This window comes from Paenibacillus massiliensis subsp. panacisoli DSM 21345, from assembly GCF_000426545.1.
Classification (GTDB): domain Bacteria; phylum Bacillota; class Bacilli; order Paenibacillales; family Paenibacillaceae; genus Paenibacillus; species Paenibacillus panacisoli.
In genome coordinates this window covers 18,465-36,445 of record NZ_AUFO01000032.1, presented here as the reverse complement: position 1 = coordinate 36,445, position 17,981 = coordinate 18,465, and the positions used below count along the sequence as shown (strand labels likewise).

At 48.6% G+C, this 17,981-nt stretch carries 10 protein-coding genes; 2 read left to right on the top strand and 8 right to left on the bottom strand.

Features of this window, described 5'->3' with window-relative positions:
- Positions 1–21 precede the first annotated feature (21 nt).
- The 8 genes from K331_RS31100 to uvrB form a co-directional block, all read right to left on the bottom strand.
- Positions 22–756 carry an acyltransferase family protein gene (locus tag K331_RS31100; RefSeq protein WP_028591718.1) on the bottom strand — a complete coding sequence of 245 codons (735 nt, stop codon included), beginning with the start codon at positions 754–756 and terminating at the stop codon, positions 22–24.
- 142 nt (positions 757–898) lie between these two features.
- Positions 899–1,768 carry a UTP--glucose-1-phosphate uridylyltransferase GalU gene (gene galU / locus K331_RS0120325; protein ID WP_028591717.1) on the bottom strand — a complete coding sequence of 290 codons (870 nt, stop codon included), beginning with the start codon at positions 1,766–1,768 and terminating at the stop codon, positions 899–901.
- 213 nt (positions 1,769–1,981) lie between these two features.
- Positions 1,982–4,495, bottom strand: a complete 2,514-nt coding sequence (locus K331_RS0120320) for a U32 family peptidase (RefSeq protein ID WP_028591716.1) — start codon at positions 4,493–4,495, stop codon at positions 1,982–1,984.
- Between the two features lie 846 nt (positions 4,496–5,341).
- Positions 5,342–7,249 carry a stalk domain-containing protein gene (locus tag K331_RS0120315; RefSeq protein WP_028591715.1) on the bottom strand — a complete coding sequence of 636 codons (1,908 nt, stop codon included), beginning with the start codon at positions 7,247–7,249 and terminating at the stop codon, positions 5,342–5,344.
- A gap of 202 nt (positions 7,250–7,451) precedes the next feature.
- Positions 7,452–8,645 (bottom strand): S1C family serine protease, encoded by a 1,194-nt coding sequence (locus K331_RS0120310; protein WP_028591714.1) that lies wholly within the window; start codon positions 8,643–8,645, stop codon positions 7,452–7,454.
- A 465-nt stretch (positions 8,646–9,110) separates the two neighbouring features.
- Positions 9,111–10,466 (bottom strand): hypothetical protein, encoded by a 1,356-nt coding sequence (locus K331_RS0120305; protein ID WP_028591713.1) that lies wholly within the window; start codon positions 10,464–10,466, stop codon positions 9,111–9,113.
- Positions 10,467–10,879: 413 nt separating this feature from the next.
- The gene (gene uvrA / locus K331_RS0120300; protein WP_028591712.1) at positions 10,880–13,741 is read right to left on the bottom strand and encodes an excinuclease ABC subunit UvrA; all 2,862 of its coding nucleotides are present in this window, start codon (positions 13,739–13,741) and stop codon (positions 10,880–10,882) included.
- Positions 13,742–13,759: 18 nt separating this feature from the next.
- The gene (uvrB, locus tag K331_RS0120295; protein WP_018887649.1) at positions 13,760–15,751 is read right to left on the bottom strand and encodes an excinuclease ABC subunit UvrB; all 1,992 of its coding nucleotides are present in this window, start codon (positions 15,749–15,751) and stop codon (positions 13,760–13,762) included.
- Between the two features lie 562 nt (positions 15,752–16,313).
- Here uvrB and K331_RS0120290 point away from each other — a divergent pair.
- The gene (locus tag K331_RS0120290; RefSeq protein WP_028591711.1) at positions 16,314–17,123 is read left to right on the top strand and encodes a flagellar motor protein; all 810 of its coding nucleotides are present in this window, start codon (positions 16,314–16,316) and stop codon (positions 17,121–17,123) included.
- On the top strand, positions 17,107–17,940 hold the full coding sequence (locus K331_RS0120285; RefSeq protein ID WP_028591710.1) for an OmpA/MotB family protein: 834 nt from the start codon (positions 17,107–17,109) through the stop codon (positions 17,938–17,940). Before K331_RS0120290 ends, K331_RS0120285 begins: the two co-directional genes overlap by 17 nt.
- Positions 17,941–17,981: the final 41 nt, after the last annotated feature.

The window sequence follows — 17,981 nt, the reverse complement described above, 5'->3', positions numbered from 1 at the left end:
AATTAAGAATTAATAGTTTCATTAACTATGCCATTGTATACATAAAGCAGGCCGAAGAAAAATAAAACGAGCGAATTGACTAACAAGTAAAAATCGATTTCGGGCTATATATTCATAAATTTTATTATAATATAGCCTAATCGAAGCTAAAAACACACCAACAAGCATACTATCGAATCTTAACGGTATCTGTTTTCTTACACCAAAATCCCACACGGGTGAGTAATTTATAACATAGTATACTCTGGTTGCACTTAATAAGATTAATAGCGATACAATAACTATAATAAATGAGCTCTTTTTTGAATTGCTTATTTTGGCTAATAATAAGAAAAAGATAGCGAACAGGACATAGAACCATTCTTCAATCGAAAGGCTCCATGATACAGCAAAAAAATCAAGATGCTCTGCTCTGAAATTTTGTAGAAAGAATAGTGTTTCTATATTAAATTTGTCCTTTTGTACAATATACAAAATAATGACCATGAAAAAATAAGCGGGCAACGTTCTAAACCATCTTTTTGCGCAAAACTCATAAAGTTTTTTCCACTTTGCATCATGATATATATCTTTCAGCATAATAGTGCCTATGAGAAAACCGCTTAGTACAAAAAATAACTCTACACCCCAATATCCAAATACATAAACATATCCAATAACATTGTAATCCAAAAAGAAGAATGATAAACCATGACAAATCAAAACCATTAATATAGCTATTGATCTTGTGAAATCAAGCCCAACATTTCTAACCATTAGATTGCCCAGCTATCCTATACAAATGATAGTTTTTTTGATCTGGGTTAATAAATTCCTATAGATGTCCTCTGGGGCAATCTAAATTTCGCGAGTCCAATAAAGATCTCTCCACGTATCGGACTACATATAATGTTTAAATTCACTCTTTATTTATGATTTTCTTCATATAATCTAGCACTTCATCCTTAATTTCTTCATGCTGTAGCGCATAATGAATCGTTGTTTCGATGAATCCCAGTTTCTCTCCGACATCGTGCCGCTCACCTTCGAACTCATATGCCAGAATAGGATTATCCTCCCCTAGACGAAACAACGCATCGGTCAATTGAATCTCTCCACCTACGCCTACCGATTGCTCTCCGAGCAGATCAAAAATTTCCGGCGTTAGAATATAGCGCCCCATAATTGCGAGGTTGGAGTTAGCATCTTCACGTGCTGGCTTCTCTACAAGGCGTGTAGCCTGAACAAGAGAATTCTCAATCGCTCTGCCTTCGACAATACCATAGCGGTGAACTTCATTCCACGGCACTTGCTTAACTCCCACTACTGGTTGGTGATAACGATCAAAAATATGAATCATTTGCTGTAGACAAGGAATATCCGCCTCCACAATATCGTCACCCAGCAATACCGCAAATGGCTCGTCTCCTATAAATTTGCGCGCACACCAGATCGCATGACCGAGCCCCTTTGGCTCCTTTTGGCGTATGTAATGAATGTCAGCCATCTCAGAGGGTCTTCGCACCTCATCAAGTAGCTTCCACTTCTCTTTCGATGCTAGATTATGCTCAAGCTCAAAAGACGAATCAAAATGATCTTCAATTGCTCTTTTCCCCTTACCTGTGACGATAATGATATCTTCAATTCCTGACGCTACTGCTTCTTCAATAATATATTGAATCGTTGGTTTGTCTACGATAGGCAGCATCTCTTTCGGCATGGCTTTGGTAGCAGGAAGAAATCTTGTTCCCAGGCCAGCTGCTGGAATAATTGCTTTACGAATTTTCATACTTGATCTCCTTTAGTAATCCTTCTAATATCCAGCTCTTAAAAATCAAAAGTACAAACTTTCATGTATCATTATATCAGGAAAAGTCGAATTTAAGCCGAAAATAGTTTTAAAAGACGAAAGTAAGTTACTTCCACTATAAAAAGGCACTTGCTATGGTAATGCTCATAAGCAAGTGCCTTGAATACAAACTATTCTACGGTCACCTTTAATCTATTTCACCAATTGCCCACGGGTAACGCCAAGCTGATTCGTTGCCTTTAGCGTCTTCCATACCTGTGTACCGCTAATTTCGCCACGAAGCGCACGCTGGTACAGCTCAATCACTTCTTGCACCTGCTCAGGAGTCTCCTCCAGGAACTCTACGCGATAACGGGATACACCAAGCTCCTGGAAATTCGGCAGGTATTCGGCGCCCGATTGCTCGATTGCGTTGTACACCGTATTACGACAGCCTTCATCAACACGCACAGGGTGAGACATACCGATCCGATCCTGTAAGGATACATTATGATCCTCGCAAGGACGACCGCAGTTGGTAAAGTCGGTCCCTTCGCTCAGGAAGGTGCAATATACGCAATGCTCGGTATGGAACATCGGTAGATGCTGATGAATGACCACCTCAAGCTTGTCCGTACGGGAGCGTCCGAGCAGATCAATCATCTGCTGAATGTTCAAGTCGTAGGATGGCGTCACATGATCACAGCCAGCCTCCAGGAACAGCTCCACTGCCTTATGATTCGCGATATTCAGCGAGAAATCGCCGATCAGCTCAGGATGCGATTCATTCGGGTGTTCCATACGATGGCGCAAGTAGAAGTACAAAGCACCTGTATTCCGCACCAGCACTGCATCGGGCTGCAGACGCAGAATATTGTTATGGTATCCATTCTCTCCTGGCATATGGATACGCGGCGTCGCGAGTGCAATCTTGCGTCCCGCTGCGCGAACCATCTCCACGGCTGCCGGGAACTGCTTGATGAACTCGAAGTCGGCGTAAATGAAGCCGACGCTGGCCGCAAGTGCAGCCTCGACCTGCGGGAGGCTGCGGCATAGCGCGGTCAGCTCAGCGGCACCGCGCGACACTGGCGATGCTGGCGTAGCCACATCGCCGTACACCTCCACCGCCCGTTTGATGTATACGGGCGGCTTGGGGCGTTCGCCCGCGAGCAATTCTACCGCCTTCCGGCGGATCTGATTGAGCTCGCGCATGGGCACGATGACGTCCCCATGAAGATGGACGTCCAGCTCTTCCAGCTGGAACACCGTGCCGCCCAGACGACCGAACTGCTCTTCGAGCAGTTCACGCGTCATTGGACGCTTCTGGGCAATCTCCAGTTCCAGCTCTGAATCGACACGGATGGTCGTTCCCTTCTGCACATCCGTCCACCATGTTGTAAGCGGTTGGCCCGGATGTCCGACCGCTTTGACATGAACCGGGAATACCCGGTAAGGCTTCTCGGTCTCGAAGGTCTGGCGCAGCCGCTTATCCAGCGCTGGATCATTCGTCTTCCAGATGCGGTCACCGACGTGCAGACGGCGTAGGTCCACATCATTTCGTCCTGGAACGATGTCGATAATCCAGCCCTCACCGGCTTCTCCCTCCAGCTTGACGCCCTTACGACGCAGATCATAGACTCTGCCGCCTTCTTCTTTTTTCGTCGGGTCCCCAGCATCGAACACGATTCCATCCCCACGCTTCAGTGGTGCTTCGATGCGGCAGACCACGCCATCCCGCAAAATCTGCTCGACTCGTCCCAGATAGACGCCTCGGCTTTTCGGGAAGGTACCATCCACCAGCTTCTTGTTGTTCGTTCCCTCCAGGAAGCCATGTGTGAAGCCGCGCGAGAAGCTCTGCTGCAGCTCACGAATCTCCTCCCGGCTCGGCGTTGACGTATTACCGTCGAAATAGAGGTCAATCGCCTTGCGATACTTGCTGACGACATTCGCCACATACTCAGGCGATTTCAGGCGACCTTCGATCTTGAAGGAGGTAACCCCTGCTTCGATCAGCTCCGGCATAATATCAATCGCCGCCAGATCCTTCGGTGACAGCAGATAAGCGACGTCTCCCATCGGCTTCTGCTCCCCATCCACCATTAAGTCATACGGCAGACGACAAGCCTGTGCACATTCCCCACGATTCGCTGAACGACCGCCCCACATCTCCGAGGTGAGGCATTGTCCAGAATAGGATACACACAGCGCTCCATGCACGAAAACCTCCATAGGCAGCTTGGCTTGCTCCCCGATTTTCTGAATTTGCTTCAGATTATTTTCACGTCCGAGTACGACGCGCTCCATATTGAAGGGCTTTGTGAACTCCACCGCCTCCGGCGAGGTAATGGTCATCTGAGTAGAGCCATGAATCGGAAAGTCCGGGGATATCTCCCGAATCATCTTCACCAGCCCCAGGTCCTGAACGATCACGGCATCTACACCCGCATCAATGCAAGCATCGATCAGTTGCTTGGCATCGGCCAGCTCATCCTCGAAGACCAGGATGTTAAAGGTCAGAAAGCCCTTCACCCCATAGCTGTGCAGAAACGCCATAATCTCCGGCAGCTCATCCATACGGAAATTATTCGCACGTGCCCGTGCATTGAATTTCTCAACACCAAAGAATATGGCATCCGCCCCGTTGGCTACCGCAGCTCGCATGCAGTCCCAATCTCCGGCTGGAGCCAGCAGCTCCACATCTTCTCTACGTAATGATTGTACTTCCATTATATCCTCCTTGAACGACTCGTAAGCCGCCTTGTTCTATATACGTATTTCATACGATCCGTTACCACTGGCCCTAATCACGATTAATAGCTATATTTTAAAGTATATCCACGAATCAGACCTCAGCAGTATAGCCAACAACTATAATCCAACTACAAATCCAGCTACATCATCTATTGCACAGACTTCTTGTCAGCGATAACCAGCTAGATACATGACGCGAACCAGAGAAGGTTATCCCTCCCAAGCCCCCCTCACTTCTTCAGCCTCACATCAAGGAGGGCGACTGATTCTACGACATCCCGCGAGACTGCCTGGATACTGGATACTCGATCCTCACCCTGCCTCATCGTGCCCTGCTCAGCGCCCTGTAAGCCTGTATGTTTCCGTAACAAACATTCAACAATATTTTAACTAATCCAGTGTACCAGACTGTGGCCTCTCGTTCTACTGTTTCCATAGATTCCTTTCAAAGAATTATCAATGAAATAGAAAAGCAGCCCTCCTGAGACTATCAAGAGATCTGCCAATTTCTACCTACTCCAAACAAAAGCACTGTGCAGCAATTAAGATGCTAGTGCCTTGACCAAATTTGATTTCATGTTGAATGATATGAGGAGCGTGATGGTTAGCGGAAAGTGGGGAAGCTCTAGAGAAACGGAGTGCCTGCCTTTAAGCTTGCTGTTCATCTGCTTGTGATTCTTTAATCCAACGAACAGCAAGCTTAACAGCAGTCGACAGGGCTCCCCACTTGCAGCGGCTCTATACTCACATTTGCTCTAGTCAAGTTACTAAATATTATGACTGGTCATGCTTACATCACCATCATTGGGCCAGTCAGCTCACCTATTTTACTAATGTAAAAGAATTCAAGGCTGAATCCAGCGCTACTGCTTGGGCAGCCGTGTTGTTCGCGTCATTCAGGACGGTGCTAATCGTGTAAGTTGAGCCATTGTGCTCAAGCAAGATTTGACGTCCCGTGTAGCCTACACCGTTATCTGTACGATGGAAGGTAAAGGATACCGCAGGCACACCTGCAAATTGGATATCCTTCACTTGCTCCACTTTCAGATTCGAATAGCCCTTCGCCTCGTCAGCATAGAAGTCTTTCAGGCGGGATACCTGCATGTCGAACGGATCATCTGAGTTGATACGAATAGCAAATCTTCCGCCTACGAACTGGTACTCCACATAGCCAGATTCAAAACGATCACTGATCGCAGTCCAGTAGCGTGGTATTTCTACGCTATACTCGTATGCCTTCGAGATCTTCTTCGCAGCTGTTGTCTTATCCATCAGATATTGATTATCGTCCAGCTGCCCGAAATTCTCCGCTACTACGGAGTAATCAATCTGCAAGGAGGAAATGATTTTCTGGAATTCATCCTTGCCCTTGTTCGATTCATCATCAGGCACTGAATATTCTACAAAATAACGATAGCCGGCCACCTGCAGCATGACATCGTATTCCTTGACCCAGCCATCCCCGAAATTATAGCGGTACTCATGCACAATAGCGGCTTCGCCAGCTACCTCCAATGGATAAGTCTTTACAGCCTGATAAGCAGAGGCGGTAAAGGAATCCCGCAACCACTGCTGCAGCTGCGCGTTCCAATCCTCTTCCTTGGCTTCTGCCGGGGCAGAGCTGACCGTAATGCTCAGATAAGAAGAATCGCTGCCTTCAAAGTTCAACTGACTGTTATCGATGAGCCAGCCAGCGGGGACCTGGAGTGAAATACCATAATCGCTGTTATATACACTTTTCATTCCGCCCTCTACTGTAGACAAGTCCTTAATCGTTCTGTCCTGTGTATTGAAGGACGTCTTGAAGGAACCCAGCAAGGCTGAGTGCTTGTTCAGATCCTTATAGTTCGTCGCAGCAGAGTCGCTCAGATAGACGGTATATAGCTTGTCATGAGCGTAGTACATCCGATTTTCCCACATAGAGCCATCTGTACCTTTGGTAATCACGCGGGCATAAGGGACCTCACCCTCGCCAAAGGACTTACGATCCAGGATCATTTCTCCCGTATCCTTGGCTTCCTGCACCAGCTGCTGTAGCAGATCATCACCATCCAATGGAATCGGCTGTGGCGTAACATGCACTTCCATGTAATAATCCCCGTTCTCATCCATGAAAGTGGAGGTGCTCTCATCGCTGCCTGTCTGGCCAATGACAAGGCCCGTCGGATAGTTCATGGACCACCCATAGTAGCTATTGCCAATCTTGCTCTTGCCCTGATCCTGATCGATCTGCGGCGTGTCAGATATGATCTCCGTCTCATCTTCCTGTGCTGCCATGCGTACGGTGACTCCACCTGCATTGCCTGTCAGCTTGCCTCCAAGCCCTTCTGCGACGGGCCGCAGTGGTACCATAAGATAACCATTCTTCATCTCTGGTGCAGCTGATAATGTTACCTTGCTGCCTCCAATATAAGCCGTGCGGCTATCAATGGTCATGGACACGACACGCGAGCCACTAATCAGCTTCACGTTCCGGGCCGATTCCAGGCGAACCTGCGTGTTGAAGGCCTTCTTGAACACACCGACTGGGACCATCATCGTTCCGTTCTTGCTATATGGAACAGCAATGGTCATCGCCTGCCCATTCACTGCAGCCTTGGCACTTCCGCCCTGAATATAGAGCTCAGTAAACTCCTGATCTGCTGCCGCTGGAAGCGCCGACAGGATTAATGAACCTGTGAGGACACCTACGGACAGTAAGCGAGCTATTTTTGCATGGGTTTTGTTCATCTTTGATCTCCCACATCCTATATATAGTTCAATGATTGAAGCAATACAATGAAAATAAATGATTTCTACATGAATCCTGTAAAGAGATTTTCGTACTGTTCACTGACAATACGGCTCTCCCAATTGTTAATATAGTACATAGATAGTACTGCAATCATCGACTAGACAGTTCTCTTCTCTGAAATCAGACAACAACAGAAGACTATGGCTCGAGACCTTCAAAGTCCTCGCCTGCTTCAAAGCTGTCTGCCGCCGCCTCGGCTGCCTCCAGCATGCCACCCTGATCACGACTAAGCTTGAGCTTCCGCTGGACAATATCTCCATCTGACTGCATTAGCACATTCACGGTCTGTCCTGGCTGATAGCCCTTCAACAGCTCGTTAATATCAATGATGGACATGACACGCTGCCCATTAATGCTGTACAGCTCGTCGCCTTCATGGATTTTGGCCTGAAGTGCTTCGGTCGAGCTCACTTCAGTTACTGTCAGCGGATCGTCCGTAGGAAGACCAACTATAGCAGACCAGCTCTCTTCGAGCTTCAGTCCGAGACTTGCCCTTCGCACCTCACCATATTTGAAATATTGGTTCATGACATATTTGACCGTATCTGCCGGAATTGAAAACCCCATATTCTCGACGCCCACAGCCGCGAATTTCATCGTATTAATCCCTACGACCTCGCCCTTCATATTCACCAGCGGCCCGCCACTGTTACCAGGGTTGATGGCGGTATCACTCTGGATGAGCCGATAGGATGCATTTACCCCACGGTTCAAACCACTGACTACTCCTGCTGTAGCAGAGTTACGGAGCGAGAAGGAGATTGGCGTACCAATTGCAACGACCTGCTCTCCGACTGCCAGATTCTGAATCGAATCCGCAAAGGTAGCTGGCTTGAGTGAAGAAGCATTGATTTTGATAATGGCAAGGTCACTCACCGGATCACTATAGCTGTCTGTAATGCCGTAGGTTTTACCATCCGAGGTAACGACCACTGCATCATCCAGCCCACTAATCACATGTGCATTCGTGACAATCCAGCCGTTGGATTTCACGATAACGCCGGTGCCATGCGCCAGATTGTAACGATCCCCGCTCATCCCATAGCTGCTGGTATTGGAGCGTCCAATGATACCGACGACTGAGGGAGATACCTTCTTGACGACGGATGGAATTAATCCCGAGGATAACGAATATGTACCACTAGAGCTGTTATAGGAGCCTGTAGTTCCCAGTGCCTTGTTCAGCTCGTTCACGTTCACGTAGATACCGCCTTCAAGCTTCTTCGCTTGCAGTGATACATCTGCGGCCTGTACGCTCGCAGGTACACCAAGACTTGCCCCTAGTACAACTGCCAAAGAGGCAACAGCCCACTTGTTGCTCACAATTTTCATATATTTATGTACCCCTCTTCCCCTACTGCGATGTCTTACGAGCACATACATCTCTGTTCAGCATTTCACGTCAATCCGTCAGTCTGGAGACTTCCGAACACCTGCGGACATTTCCTGCTCAGAGCGAATCCCATATCATCTCTTAGCTTCCTAATATAGAAGCCCCCCACCTAAAGCAGGCATCCATGCTCATATGTAAATACTACGAATCTCTGACTCTATTGTAACAGGCATTACCAAAAAAAAGATATTGAATTTAAATATTCCACAGAACATTTTTTCGCCTATATATCAATATATGGAATGAATCTCCTCCCCTACATCGTTCGCTTCCTATCAGGCATTTTAAGGCTTACAATCTATAATGTGCTTCGACCGCAATACTAGAGCTCATTATTCAAGAAAGCTATTTCCACGCTAACAGCCAGTCACTGGAAAAACCGCAACTGGCTGCTCTGCACTTATTTATTTATGAACCAGAATTTTCATCAAATCCAGCATTACAGCTGTTGCAGCATTACTCTCCGTTCGACTCAAGATCACATAGCCTTCAGGAGTTTTGTAGAATAGCGAGCCATCTAGCGTGACTCGGAAATAATCGTCCTCTTTATACACGGTATTAGTCGACCACAGCTCCTCCCCCTTGCGATTCAGACTTGTGATCGTAATTCCATGCATGAACATGTTGCCTTTTCCGCCCATTGCTTCATATTGATCCGATACGGAGAGGAATGCACCATCCTCAGGTATATAATAGAGGTTAGCATCATAATCTCCGGTGTCGCTGCGCTCTTTCATCTGATGGTCAAAAATGAGTGTGCGTTTCTTGGCGGATGCTTGCGATTTGCCAGTAACCGTAACGGCGATGCCATCTTTCCATTCATGGACATCCAGCACCCTGCGTTTGCCCCAGCCATTCCATACCTGGTTCCGCTTGGGCTGCCCATATACATCGGAGAGTACGGATTTCACACCTTGATCAGTATTTAATATACTGTAGTACCCATCATCCGCAGCAATTAGCCAGCCAGTCTCTACTCCCCCGGTTCTTCGGGTCGAGTCTAGCTCACCATCTCGATTATAGTGATAAGTCGTTAACGTTCGATGCTGATCAATCGTATATACAAGAAAATCCCCCTGCGGTAAAGGCTCAAGGCCAAGAGAGGCATTCTCCTGTCCCGTGGCCATTCCATCCGTCTCAAGCGGTCTGGACCACAGCACCTGACCATCAGCTGCTGTATGTACTGCCAGCCATTCGGCTCCTGATTCCGCTTTCATATATGATATTAGCCACAGCTGCCCACCACTGTAGGTCTCCCGCTGTACTCCCTTAGCGGGCGTAGCACCCGCCGCTAGTGGTAATGTGCTCTCTTGCTGCCACTGCTGCTGGAGCGAGCTATCCCACTGTCCATAGGTAACCTGTAGTACATTGGCCGCTTGATCCTCTTTTAGACTCAGCGCAGCAAATCCCCCCTGCCTCGTCTGCTGAATATAGTTTTTTGCATGTGACGGATCATTCACTTCGCCCATGAAAGGTCCACTCTCCAGCTCAGTGTTAACACGAGCGCGTTCTGTCACTGCCACGACTTCAGCTGAATTCTCTAGCTCGGTCGTCTGCGTAGATTCTGGTGATGGCTCGGTAACTTCAGAAGCTTGTACATAAGCAGGTCCCCCCAGCAACATGACGATAATTACAGCTGTGAAAGCTATACCCGATACCACCTGCACCCATTTGCCCTGGATACTCATTGAATAATTACATTTCACTGCGAAGATCCCCTCTCTGTAATCTACAATGCATTGTCCCATGGTGTTATTCATGGATATGCCTCTGCTGTCTGAATTCATGACCAACAACTACTCTACGGCATCATTGATACTGCGATTACGTGGCAGGATCTCTGTAGTTCAAGCCTGTGTCTTATATAACCGATTCCAGATTTCCCAAAACACGTATGATTGATCTGCCACTATTGTACAGGGGATGACCTCCCATGGCTATGTCTTAAAATGACGAATACTGAGAATTAAACAAAATTTAAGAAATTTGACCACTACATACAAAAAAGCCCTGAAGAGACTGACCGTTCATCATGGATCAGTTCCTTCAGGGTCTATGAACACTGTTAGCTTTTACTGGAATCAAGGTGCATTACTCGTTATGGCTATATGCCAGTGCTACGTTTACCCCTAGCAGCTTTAGTAATGCATTGCTGCCTTATCAGGGCTTAAGCCTACAGCTCTGCGGTCTGTAGTGCTCTGCTGCGAGCGGTATCCCGCTCTAGAACAGGCTTCAGATATTTACCTGTATAGGAACCCTCTACCTGAACCAGCTCTTCGGGTGTGCCTGTAGCCAGAATTGTACCGCCGCCGCTGCCACCCTCTGGGCCGAGGTCGATCAGGTAATCAGCTGTCTTGATGACATCCAGGTTATGCTCAATGACGAGCACCGACTCACCAGAATCCACCAAGCGATGCAGGACGGTCAGAAGTCGATCAATATCATGAACATGTAGTCCCGTAGTCGGTTCATCCAGAATGTACATGGTCTTGCCTGTGCTACGACGATACAGCTCAGAGGCAAGCTTCACACGCTGGGCTTCCCCACCTGACAGTGTTGTTGCTGGCTGTCCAAGATTCACATAGCCCAGTCCCACATCAAGCAGGGTCTGGAGCTTACGATGGATTTTCGGGATGTTCTCAAAAAATTTGACCGCATCCTCAACCGTTAGCTCCAGCACATCCGAAATACTCTTGTTTTTGTACTTTACTTCCAGCGTCTCACGGTTATACCTTTTGCCCTTACATACCTCACATGGGACGTAGACATCAGGCAGGAAGTGCATCTCAATCTTGAGAATACCATCGCCACGGCAGGCCTCACAGCGGCCACCTTTAATATTGAAGCTGAAGCGGCCCTTCTTGTAGCCCCGTAGCTTCGCTTCGTTTGTCTGGGAGAACAGATCGCGGATATCATCAAATACCCCTGTATAGGTCGCTGGATTGGAGCGAGGTGTCCGCCCGATCGGAGACTGATCAATTTCAATGACCTTGTCGATATGCTCCAGACCCCGAATTTCCTTGTGCTGCCCTGGACGTACTCGCGCACGATTAAGGTCCCTTGCCAGCGTCTTATATAGAATTTCATTAACAAGCGTCGATTTACCTGATCCAGACACCCCAGTTACTGCAGCGAATAGACCGAGTGGAATTTTGACGTTCACATTCTTAAGATTATTCTCCTTGGCTCCTCGAATCTCCAGATGCTTATCCGAAGGCTCGCGGCGCTTCTCTGGCACCGGAATGAACTTACGCCCACTCAAGTACTGACCCGTCAAGGAAGCAGGATTCTCCTGGATCTCTGCCGGTGTGCCCTGAGCAATAATCTGTCCCCCATGAATGCCGGCACCTGGCCCCACATCAATGATATAGTCAGCAGCCATCATCGTATCCTCATCGTGCTCCACAACAATCAAGGTATTACCTAGATCACGCATGTGCTCCAATGTCTGAATCAGACGGTCATTATCCCGCTGATGGAGGCCAATACTAGGCTCATCAAGAATGTACAAGACCCCCATCAGGCTTGAGCCGATCTGGGTAGCCAGCCGGATACGCTGCGCCTCGCCACCAGACAAAGTTCCAGCAGCACGACTCATCGTCAGATAATCCAAGCCGACGTTGACGAGGAAGCCAAGACGACTATTAATTTCCTTCAGAATCAGGTTAGCAATTGCCTGTTCCTTCTCACTCAATTGGAGTGTAGAAAAGAACTGGCTAGCATCACTGATGGAGAGGCTGGTGACATAGGCCATATTCTTATCTTGAATGGTTACGGCGAGTACTTCCTTCTTCAGACGGTGGCCCTTACACGTATTACAAGGCTTGGCCGCCATGAAGCCCTCGATGAATTCACGAATGCCGTCGGAGGCTGTCTCTTTATAGCGACGCTCCAGGTTCGGAATAATTCCCTCAAAAGTCACCAAGGCTTCCTTACGCTGTCCGAAGTCATTCTCATAGCGGAAGCGGATCTTGTCCTTGCCTGTCCCATACAGGATGGTCTTCATGTGCTCTTCGCCCAAATCCTGAACTGGCACATTCTGCGGAATTCCGTAATGCTCACACACGGATTGCAGGAACTGCGGATAATACGTGGATGTTCCGCCAGCCCATGCCTGAAACGCGCCATCCTCAATGCTCTTCGTTGGGTCTGGGGTGAGTAGATCCGGATCGACGATCATCTTGTTTCCCAGGCCGTCACAGTCCGGGCAGGCTCCAAATGGGTTGTTGAACGAGAACATCCGCGGGGACAATTCCTCCATGCTGAAGCCGCAGACTGAACAAGCAAAGTTGGAGCTAAAACGTAGCTCTTCCTGATCTATAATATCTACCAGCAGCTGTCCTCCCGACAGATTGAGAGCCGTCTCAATAGAATCGGCGAGTCTGGAGGCTACATCAGGCTTAATCACAATCCGGTCAACGACGACCTCAATGGAGTGCTTCTTATTCTTCTCCAGCTCGATACTCTCGGATAGATCCCGCAGTTCTCCGTTCACCCGCACACGTACGAATCCCTGCTTCGCAATGTCAGCGAACAGATTCTTGTGCTCTCCCTTTCGTCCGGATACAACTGGAGCAAGAATTTGCAGACGGGTACGCTCAGGGTACTGCATGATCCGGTCGACCATTTGCTCTACGGTCTGTGAGGTAATCTCGATGCCATGCTCGGGACAGTGGGGATGACCAATTCTCGCGAACAACAGACGCAGATAATCATAAATTTCGGTTACCGTACCTACCGTCGAACGCGGGTTGCGACTGGTAGTCTTCTGGTCAATGGAGATCGCTGGAGACAGACCGTCAATCGAGTCAACATCAGGCTTCTCCATCTGACCTAGAAATTGACGGGCATAGGCTGACAAGGATTCTACATAACGGCGCTGTCCTTCCGCATAGATGGTATCGAATGCGAGGGAGGATTTTCCTGAGCCACTGAGACCTGTTAATACCACGAATTTATCACGCGGAATGGTCACGTCAATATTTTTCAAATTGTGCGCTCGTGCGCCTTTGATTATGATGCTTTCTCTTGCCAATTGCGTCATCTCCCTTGCTTAATCAGCCTTTAATTCCAGCAAAGCGTCACGCAGCTCTGCGGCCCGCTCGAACTGAAGATTTTTTGCAGCATCCTTCATTTCCTTCTCTAGGCGCTGGATAAGTGTCTGGCGATCCTTCTTGGACATTTTCCCAGTATCACCTGGCAGATATTCATTCTTGGCCTCGGCAACCTTGGTTGCCTCTATGACATCACGAACCTTCTTGCGAATCGTCTGTGGAGTAATGCCATGCTCCTCGTTGAACTTGATTTGTAGCTCACGCCGTCTTGCCGTCTCCTTGATGGCACGATCCATGGAGTCCGTTACCTTATCACCATACATGATTACGAGACCCTCACTGTTGCGGGCAGCCCGGCCAATCGTCTGAATGAGGGAACGATCTGAACGCAGAAAGCCTTCCTTGTCTGCATCGAGAATGGTCACCAGAGATACCTCTGGCAAATCCAGTCCCTCCCGCAGCAGGTTAATGCCAATCAGCACATCAAAGACACCTAGACGCAGATCCCGCAATATCGCCATCCGCTCCAATGTCTTGATCTCGGAGTGCATGTATCGGACCTTAATGCCAACCTCTTTGAGATAATCTGTCAAATCTTCGGCCATCTTCTTCGTAAGTGTCGTCACCAGGACACGTTCGTCCTTATCCACTCTAACGCGTATCTCACCAATCAGATCATCAATCTGCCCTTTGGTCGGTCGCACCTCGATGATTGGGTCAAGCAGACCCGTTGGCCGGATGATCTGCTCTACCATGGTGTCGCATTTCTCTGCCTCGTACGGACCTGGCGTGGCAGATACGTATATAATCTGATCCACCTTATCCTCGAATTCCTCGAAGCGAAGCGGCCTGTTGTCCAGCGCAGAAGGCAGGCGGAAGCCGTGCTCCACCAATACATTCTTGCGTGCCTGGTCCCCGTTATACATGGCGCGAATTTGTGGCAATGTCACGTGGGACTCATCAATGACCACCAGCATATCATCCGGAAAATAATCCAGCAGCGTATACGGAGTAGCTCCTCGCTCACGGAAGGTCAGAGGACCCGAATAGTTCTCAATCCCTGAGCAGAATCCGACTTCCTTCATCATCTCAATATCATAGCGTGTACGTTGCTCTAGTCGCTGTGCCTCCAGGAGCTTGCCATTCGCTCTTAGCTCTGTCAGGCGCTCCTCCAGTTCACGCTCAATGTTAACCAGCGCGACCTTCATCGTCTCTTCTTTGGTAACAAAGTGAGAAGCCGGGAAGATAGCGACGTGATCTCGTTCGCCGATCAGCTCTCCAGTCAACACATCAATCTCCGTAATTCGTTCTACTTCGTCACCGAACAGCTCAACACGTACAGCATGCTCTCCCTGCGAGGCAGGGAAGATCTCAATCACATCCCCACGCACCCGGAAGGTCCCCCGTACGAAATTGATATCATTACGCTGATACTGGATGTCAACAAGTCTCGATAGAATCTCATTACGCGGCTTCTCCATTCCCACTCGCAGGGATAGTAACAAGCTACCATATTCCTTTGGTGAACCGAGACCGTAGATACAGGATACGCTCGCTACAATAATGACATCCCGCCGCTCGAACAGAGAGCTGGTCGCAGAGTGGCGAAGCTTATCGATCTCTTCATTAATACTGGAGTCCTTCTCAATGTACGTATCGGAAGACGGAATGTAGGCTTCTGGCTGAAAGTAGTCATAGTAACTGACAAAATAATCAACCGAGTTGTTCGGGAAAAACTCCTTGAACTCACTTGCGAGCTGTGCCGCCAGCGTCTTATTATGTGCGATTACCAGGGTGGGGCGGTTAAGCTTCGCAATGGTCTGAGCAATTGTAAAGGTCTTACCTGTTCCCGTCGCACCTAGCAGTGTCTGGTGTTTCTTTCCCGCCAGCACACCCTCCACTAGCTCCACGATGGCCTTGGGCTGGTCACCCTGTGGCGAGAATTCGGACTCAACTTCAAACGTCTTGTTGCTGATGACAATATCACTCATTGCCCTGCATCACCCTTATCGTCTAAAATAAAATCATCCTGTTTTTACAAAAAACGAGTTATTGCTACATCTATGAAAGAAAAACGTCGATCAATGTACATCCAGGGGAGACAGACCGCGTTTAGTAGTGGTTCATTTGGCAAGGCTCATGTTGTAGCGTACAGTCAATTTCAAGTCCATCCAAGTGCTAGAGATGAGACCTTGCAATTGAGCAGCAAAGATAGCCGAATCCAAGCCTTATGGCCTTTGAGACATTATGCTTCTTTGCGCACAAGACTGTTACCCTGTACCTGCTAGTTTGTACGACTTTTTGCGTAATTTTACCTGCAAGAGGCTCGCAATCTAAAGTTATGCAGTAATAAAACCGTTCTATCTCTTATACCCACTATTCTAGCTGTCACCTCAGACGGTCACAGCTGACTTATTCCGTGTGTCTCGTGCTGTCGTTATTTCCCGAGAAATGACACGGAACACTTGCTATAAGAATGTTTGTTCCCGTCATATTATACCTCTTTCATATTACGGATGCAAACGATAAGTATTCATTGGGAGTGATTAACTTTTGGACATCACGATTTGGATTGGCATCATTGCAGGGCTCGTAGCTATTGTAGGCGGCTTTCTGATGGATGGGGGAGAATTTAGCGGCTTGTTGCAGTTCACTGCTGCTCTAATCGTATTCGGTGGCACCGCTGCTGCTGTCACTATCAGTTTTCCCAAATCCAAGCTACGTACGATCCCGGCAGCATTGAAAGTAGCCTTCGGGCGTGAAGATATACCTAACGGACGCTATATTAAGGATATTGTGAATATGGCGACCATTGCCCGCCGTTCAGGAGTACTAGCTCTGGAGCGGAACTCAATGGAACATCCGAGTCCATTTTTGCGGGAGGGCATTCAGCTTGTGGTAGATGGCACAGATCAGGAGCAGCTGAAGCAAATGCTGTCCCTGGAGCTTGATGCAGTAGAGCAGGAATATGAGGGCTATGCCAAAGTGTTCGAATCGGCCGGCGGTTACGCTCCTACGATGGGGATTATCGGTACAGTTATGGGCCTGATTCACGTACTCAGCAGCCTTACCGAGCCCACATCTCTCGGGCCATCCATCGCTCTTGCCTTCACCGCTACATTGTATGGGGTAGCCAGCGCCAACTTGATTTTTCTGCCTATCGCCTCGAAGATCAAAACCCGGGGTGAGCTGGAAGTCCATACCATGGAGCTGCTCATGCACGGAATCATTGCTATACAAAATGGTGAGAACCCTCAGCTCGTTCAGCGAAAGCTAAGCCTGTTTGACCGCACCAGCGGTACGGACAGCCGCAATCGTCCGATCGCCAAGGCCGAGGAGGGCTTCCATGAGAGTGCGAATTAGAGACAAAAAAGCTGCTCCTGCAAATGATAGCAGAGACCGCTGGCTGATTACTTATGCTGATCTTATTACCTTACTCCTGATTTTCTTTGTCATTATGTATGCCATGAGTCGACTGGATGCAAGCAAATATGAAGTCGTCTCACAGTCCATTCAGGGGACATTTCGCTCTGCGGACTCCATTCTGGAGCAAGGCTCAGGGATTACTGGCACTGCAGATGTGAATACCAGCAAGAACCCTCCTGCAGCACAGGAGGGCAAGGGTAATGGACCTGGCAATGACGGCCAAGCCGTAAGCGGCGAGGAGCCTGGCTCTGAAGTGATGACCGAACGAGAACTCGCTTTCCGGCAGCAGGAGCAGGAATTAATGGATCTCATGGGCATGATTCAGGAGTACATCACAGAGAACCATTTGGACGACCAGGTCTTCGTGGCCGACGAGCCACGCGGTATATCTATCACCCTTAGTGACCGATTCCTGTTCGATATCGGTCAAGCGTCTCTCAAGTCAGGCTCAGCCCCCATACTGGATAAGCTCGCCAGTCTATTTCGTAATCTGAATACGCCGATCAGCATTGAGGGTCACACCGATAACATTCCTGTGGGCTCCGGCTCCGCCTACCGTGATAACTGGGATTTGTCGGGTGCGCGTGCCTTATCTGTGCTACGCTTCTTCATTGAACGCAGGCAGTTGGACCCTAAGTATTTCCAATATGCTGGTTATGCAGACACACGTCCCGCTGGTGATAATTCCACGCAGGCCGGACGTCAGAAGAATCGACGGGTTGAGATCACTGTGCTTCGTCAGCTGCAACAATAATAACTCCTAATAGCCACTCATAGAAAATCCCCGACAAGTCC

What these genes read in the sequence shown, in the direction of transcription:
- K331_RS0120320 (WP_028591716.1), bottom strand. Translation starts at nt 4,495, where the DNA reads ATGGAAGTACAATCATTACGTAGAGAAGATGTGGAGCTGCTGGCTCCA.
- K331_RS31100 (WP_028591718.1), bottom strand. Translation starts at nt 756, where the DNA reads ATGGTTAGAAATGTTGGGCTTGATTTCACAAGATCAATAGCTATATTA.
- K331_RS0120310 (WP_028591714.1), bottom strand. Translation starts at nt 8,645, where the DNA reads ATGAAAATTGTGAGCAACAAGTGGGCTGTTGCCTCTTTGGCAGTTGTA.
- K331_RS0120285 (WP_028591710.1), top strand. Translation starts at nt 17,107, where the DNA reads ATGAGAGTGCGAATTAGAGACAAAAAAGCTGCTCCTGCAAATGATAGC.
- uvrB (WP_018887649.1), bottom strand. Translation starts at nt 15,751, where the DNA reads ATGAGTGATATTGTCATCAGCAACAAGACGTTTGAAGTTGAGTCCGAA.
- K331_RS0120315 (WP_028591715.1), bottom strand. Translation starts at nt 7,249, where the DNA reads ATGAACAAAACCCATGCAAAAATAGCTCGCTTACTGTCCGTAGGTGTC.
- K331_RS0120305 (WP_028591713.1), bottom strand. Translation starts at nt 10,466, where the DNA reads ATGAATAACACCATGGGACAATGCATTGTAGATTACAGAGAGGGGATC.
- galU (WP_028591717.1), bottom strand. Translation starts at nt 1,768, where the DNA reads ATGAAAATTCGTAAAGCAATTATTCCAGCAGCTGGCCTGGGAACAAGA.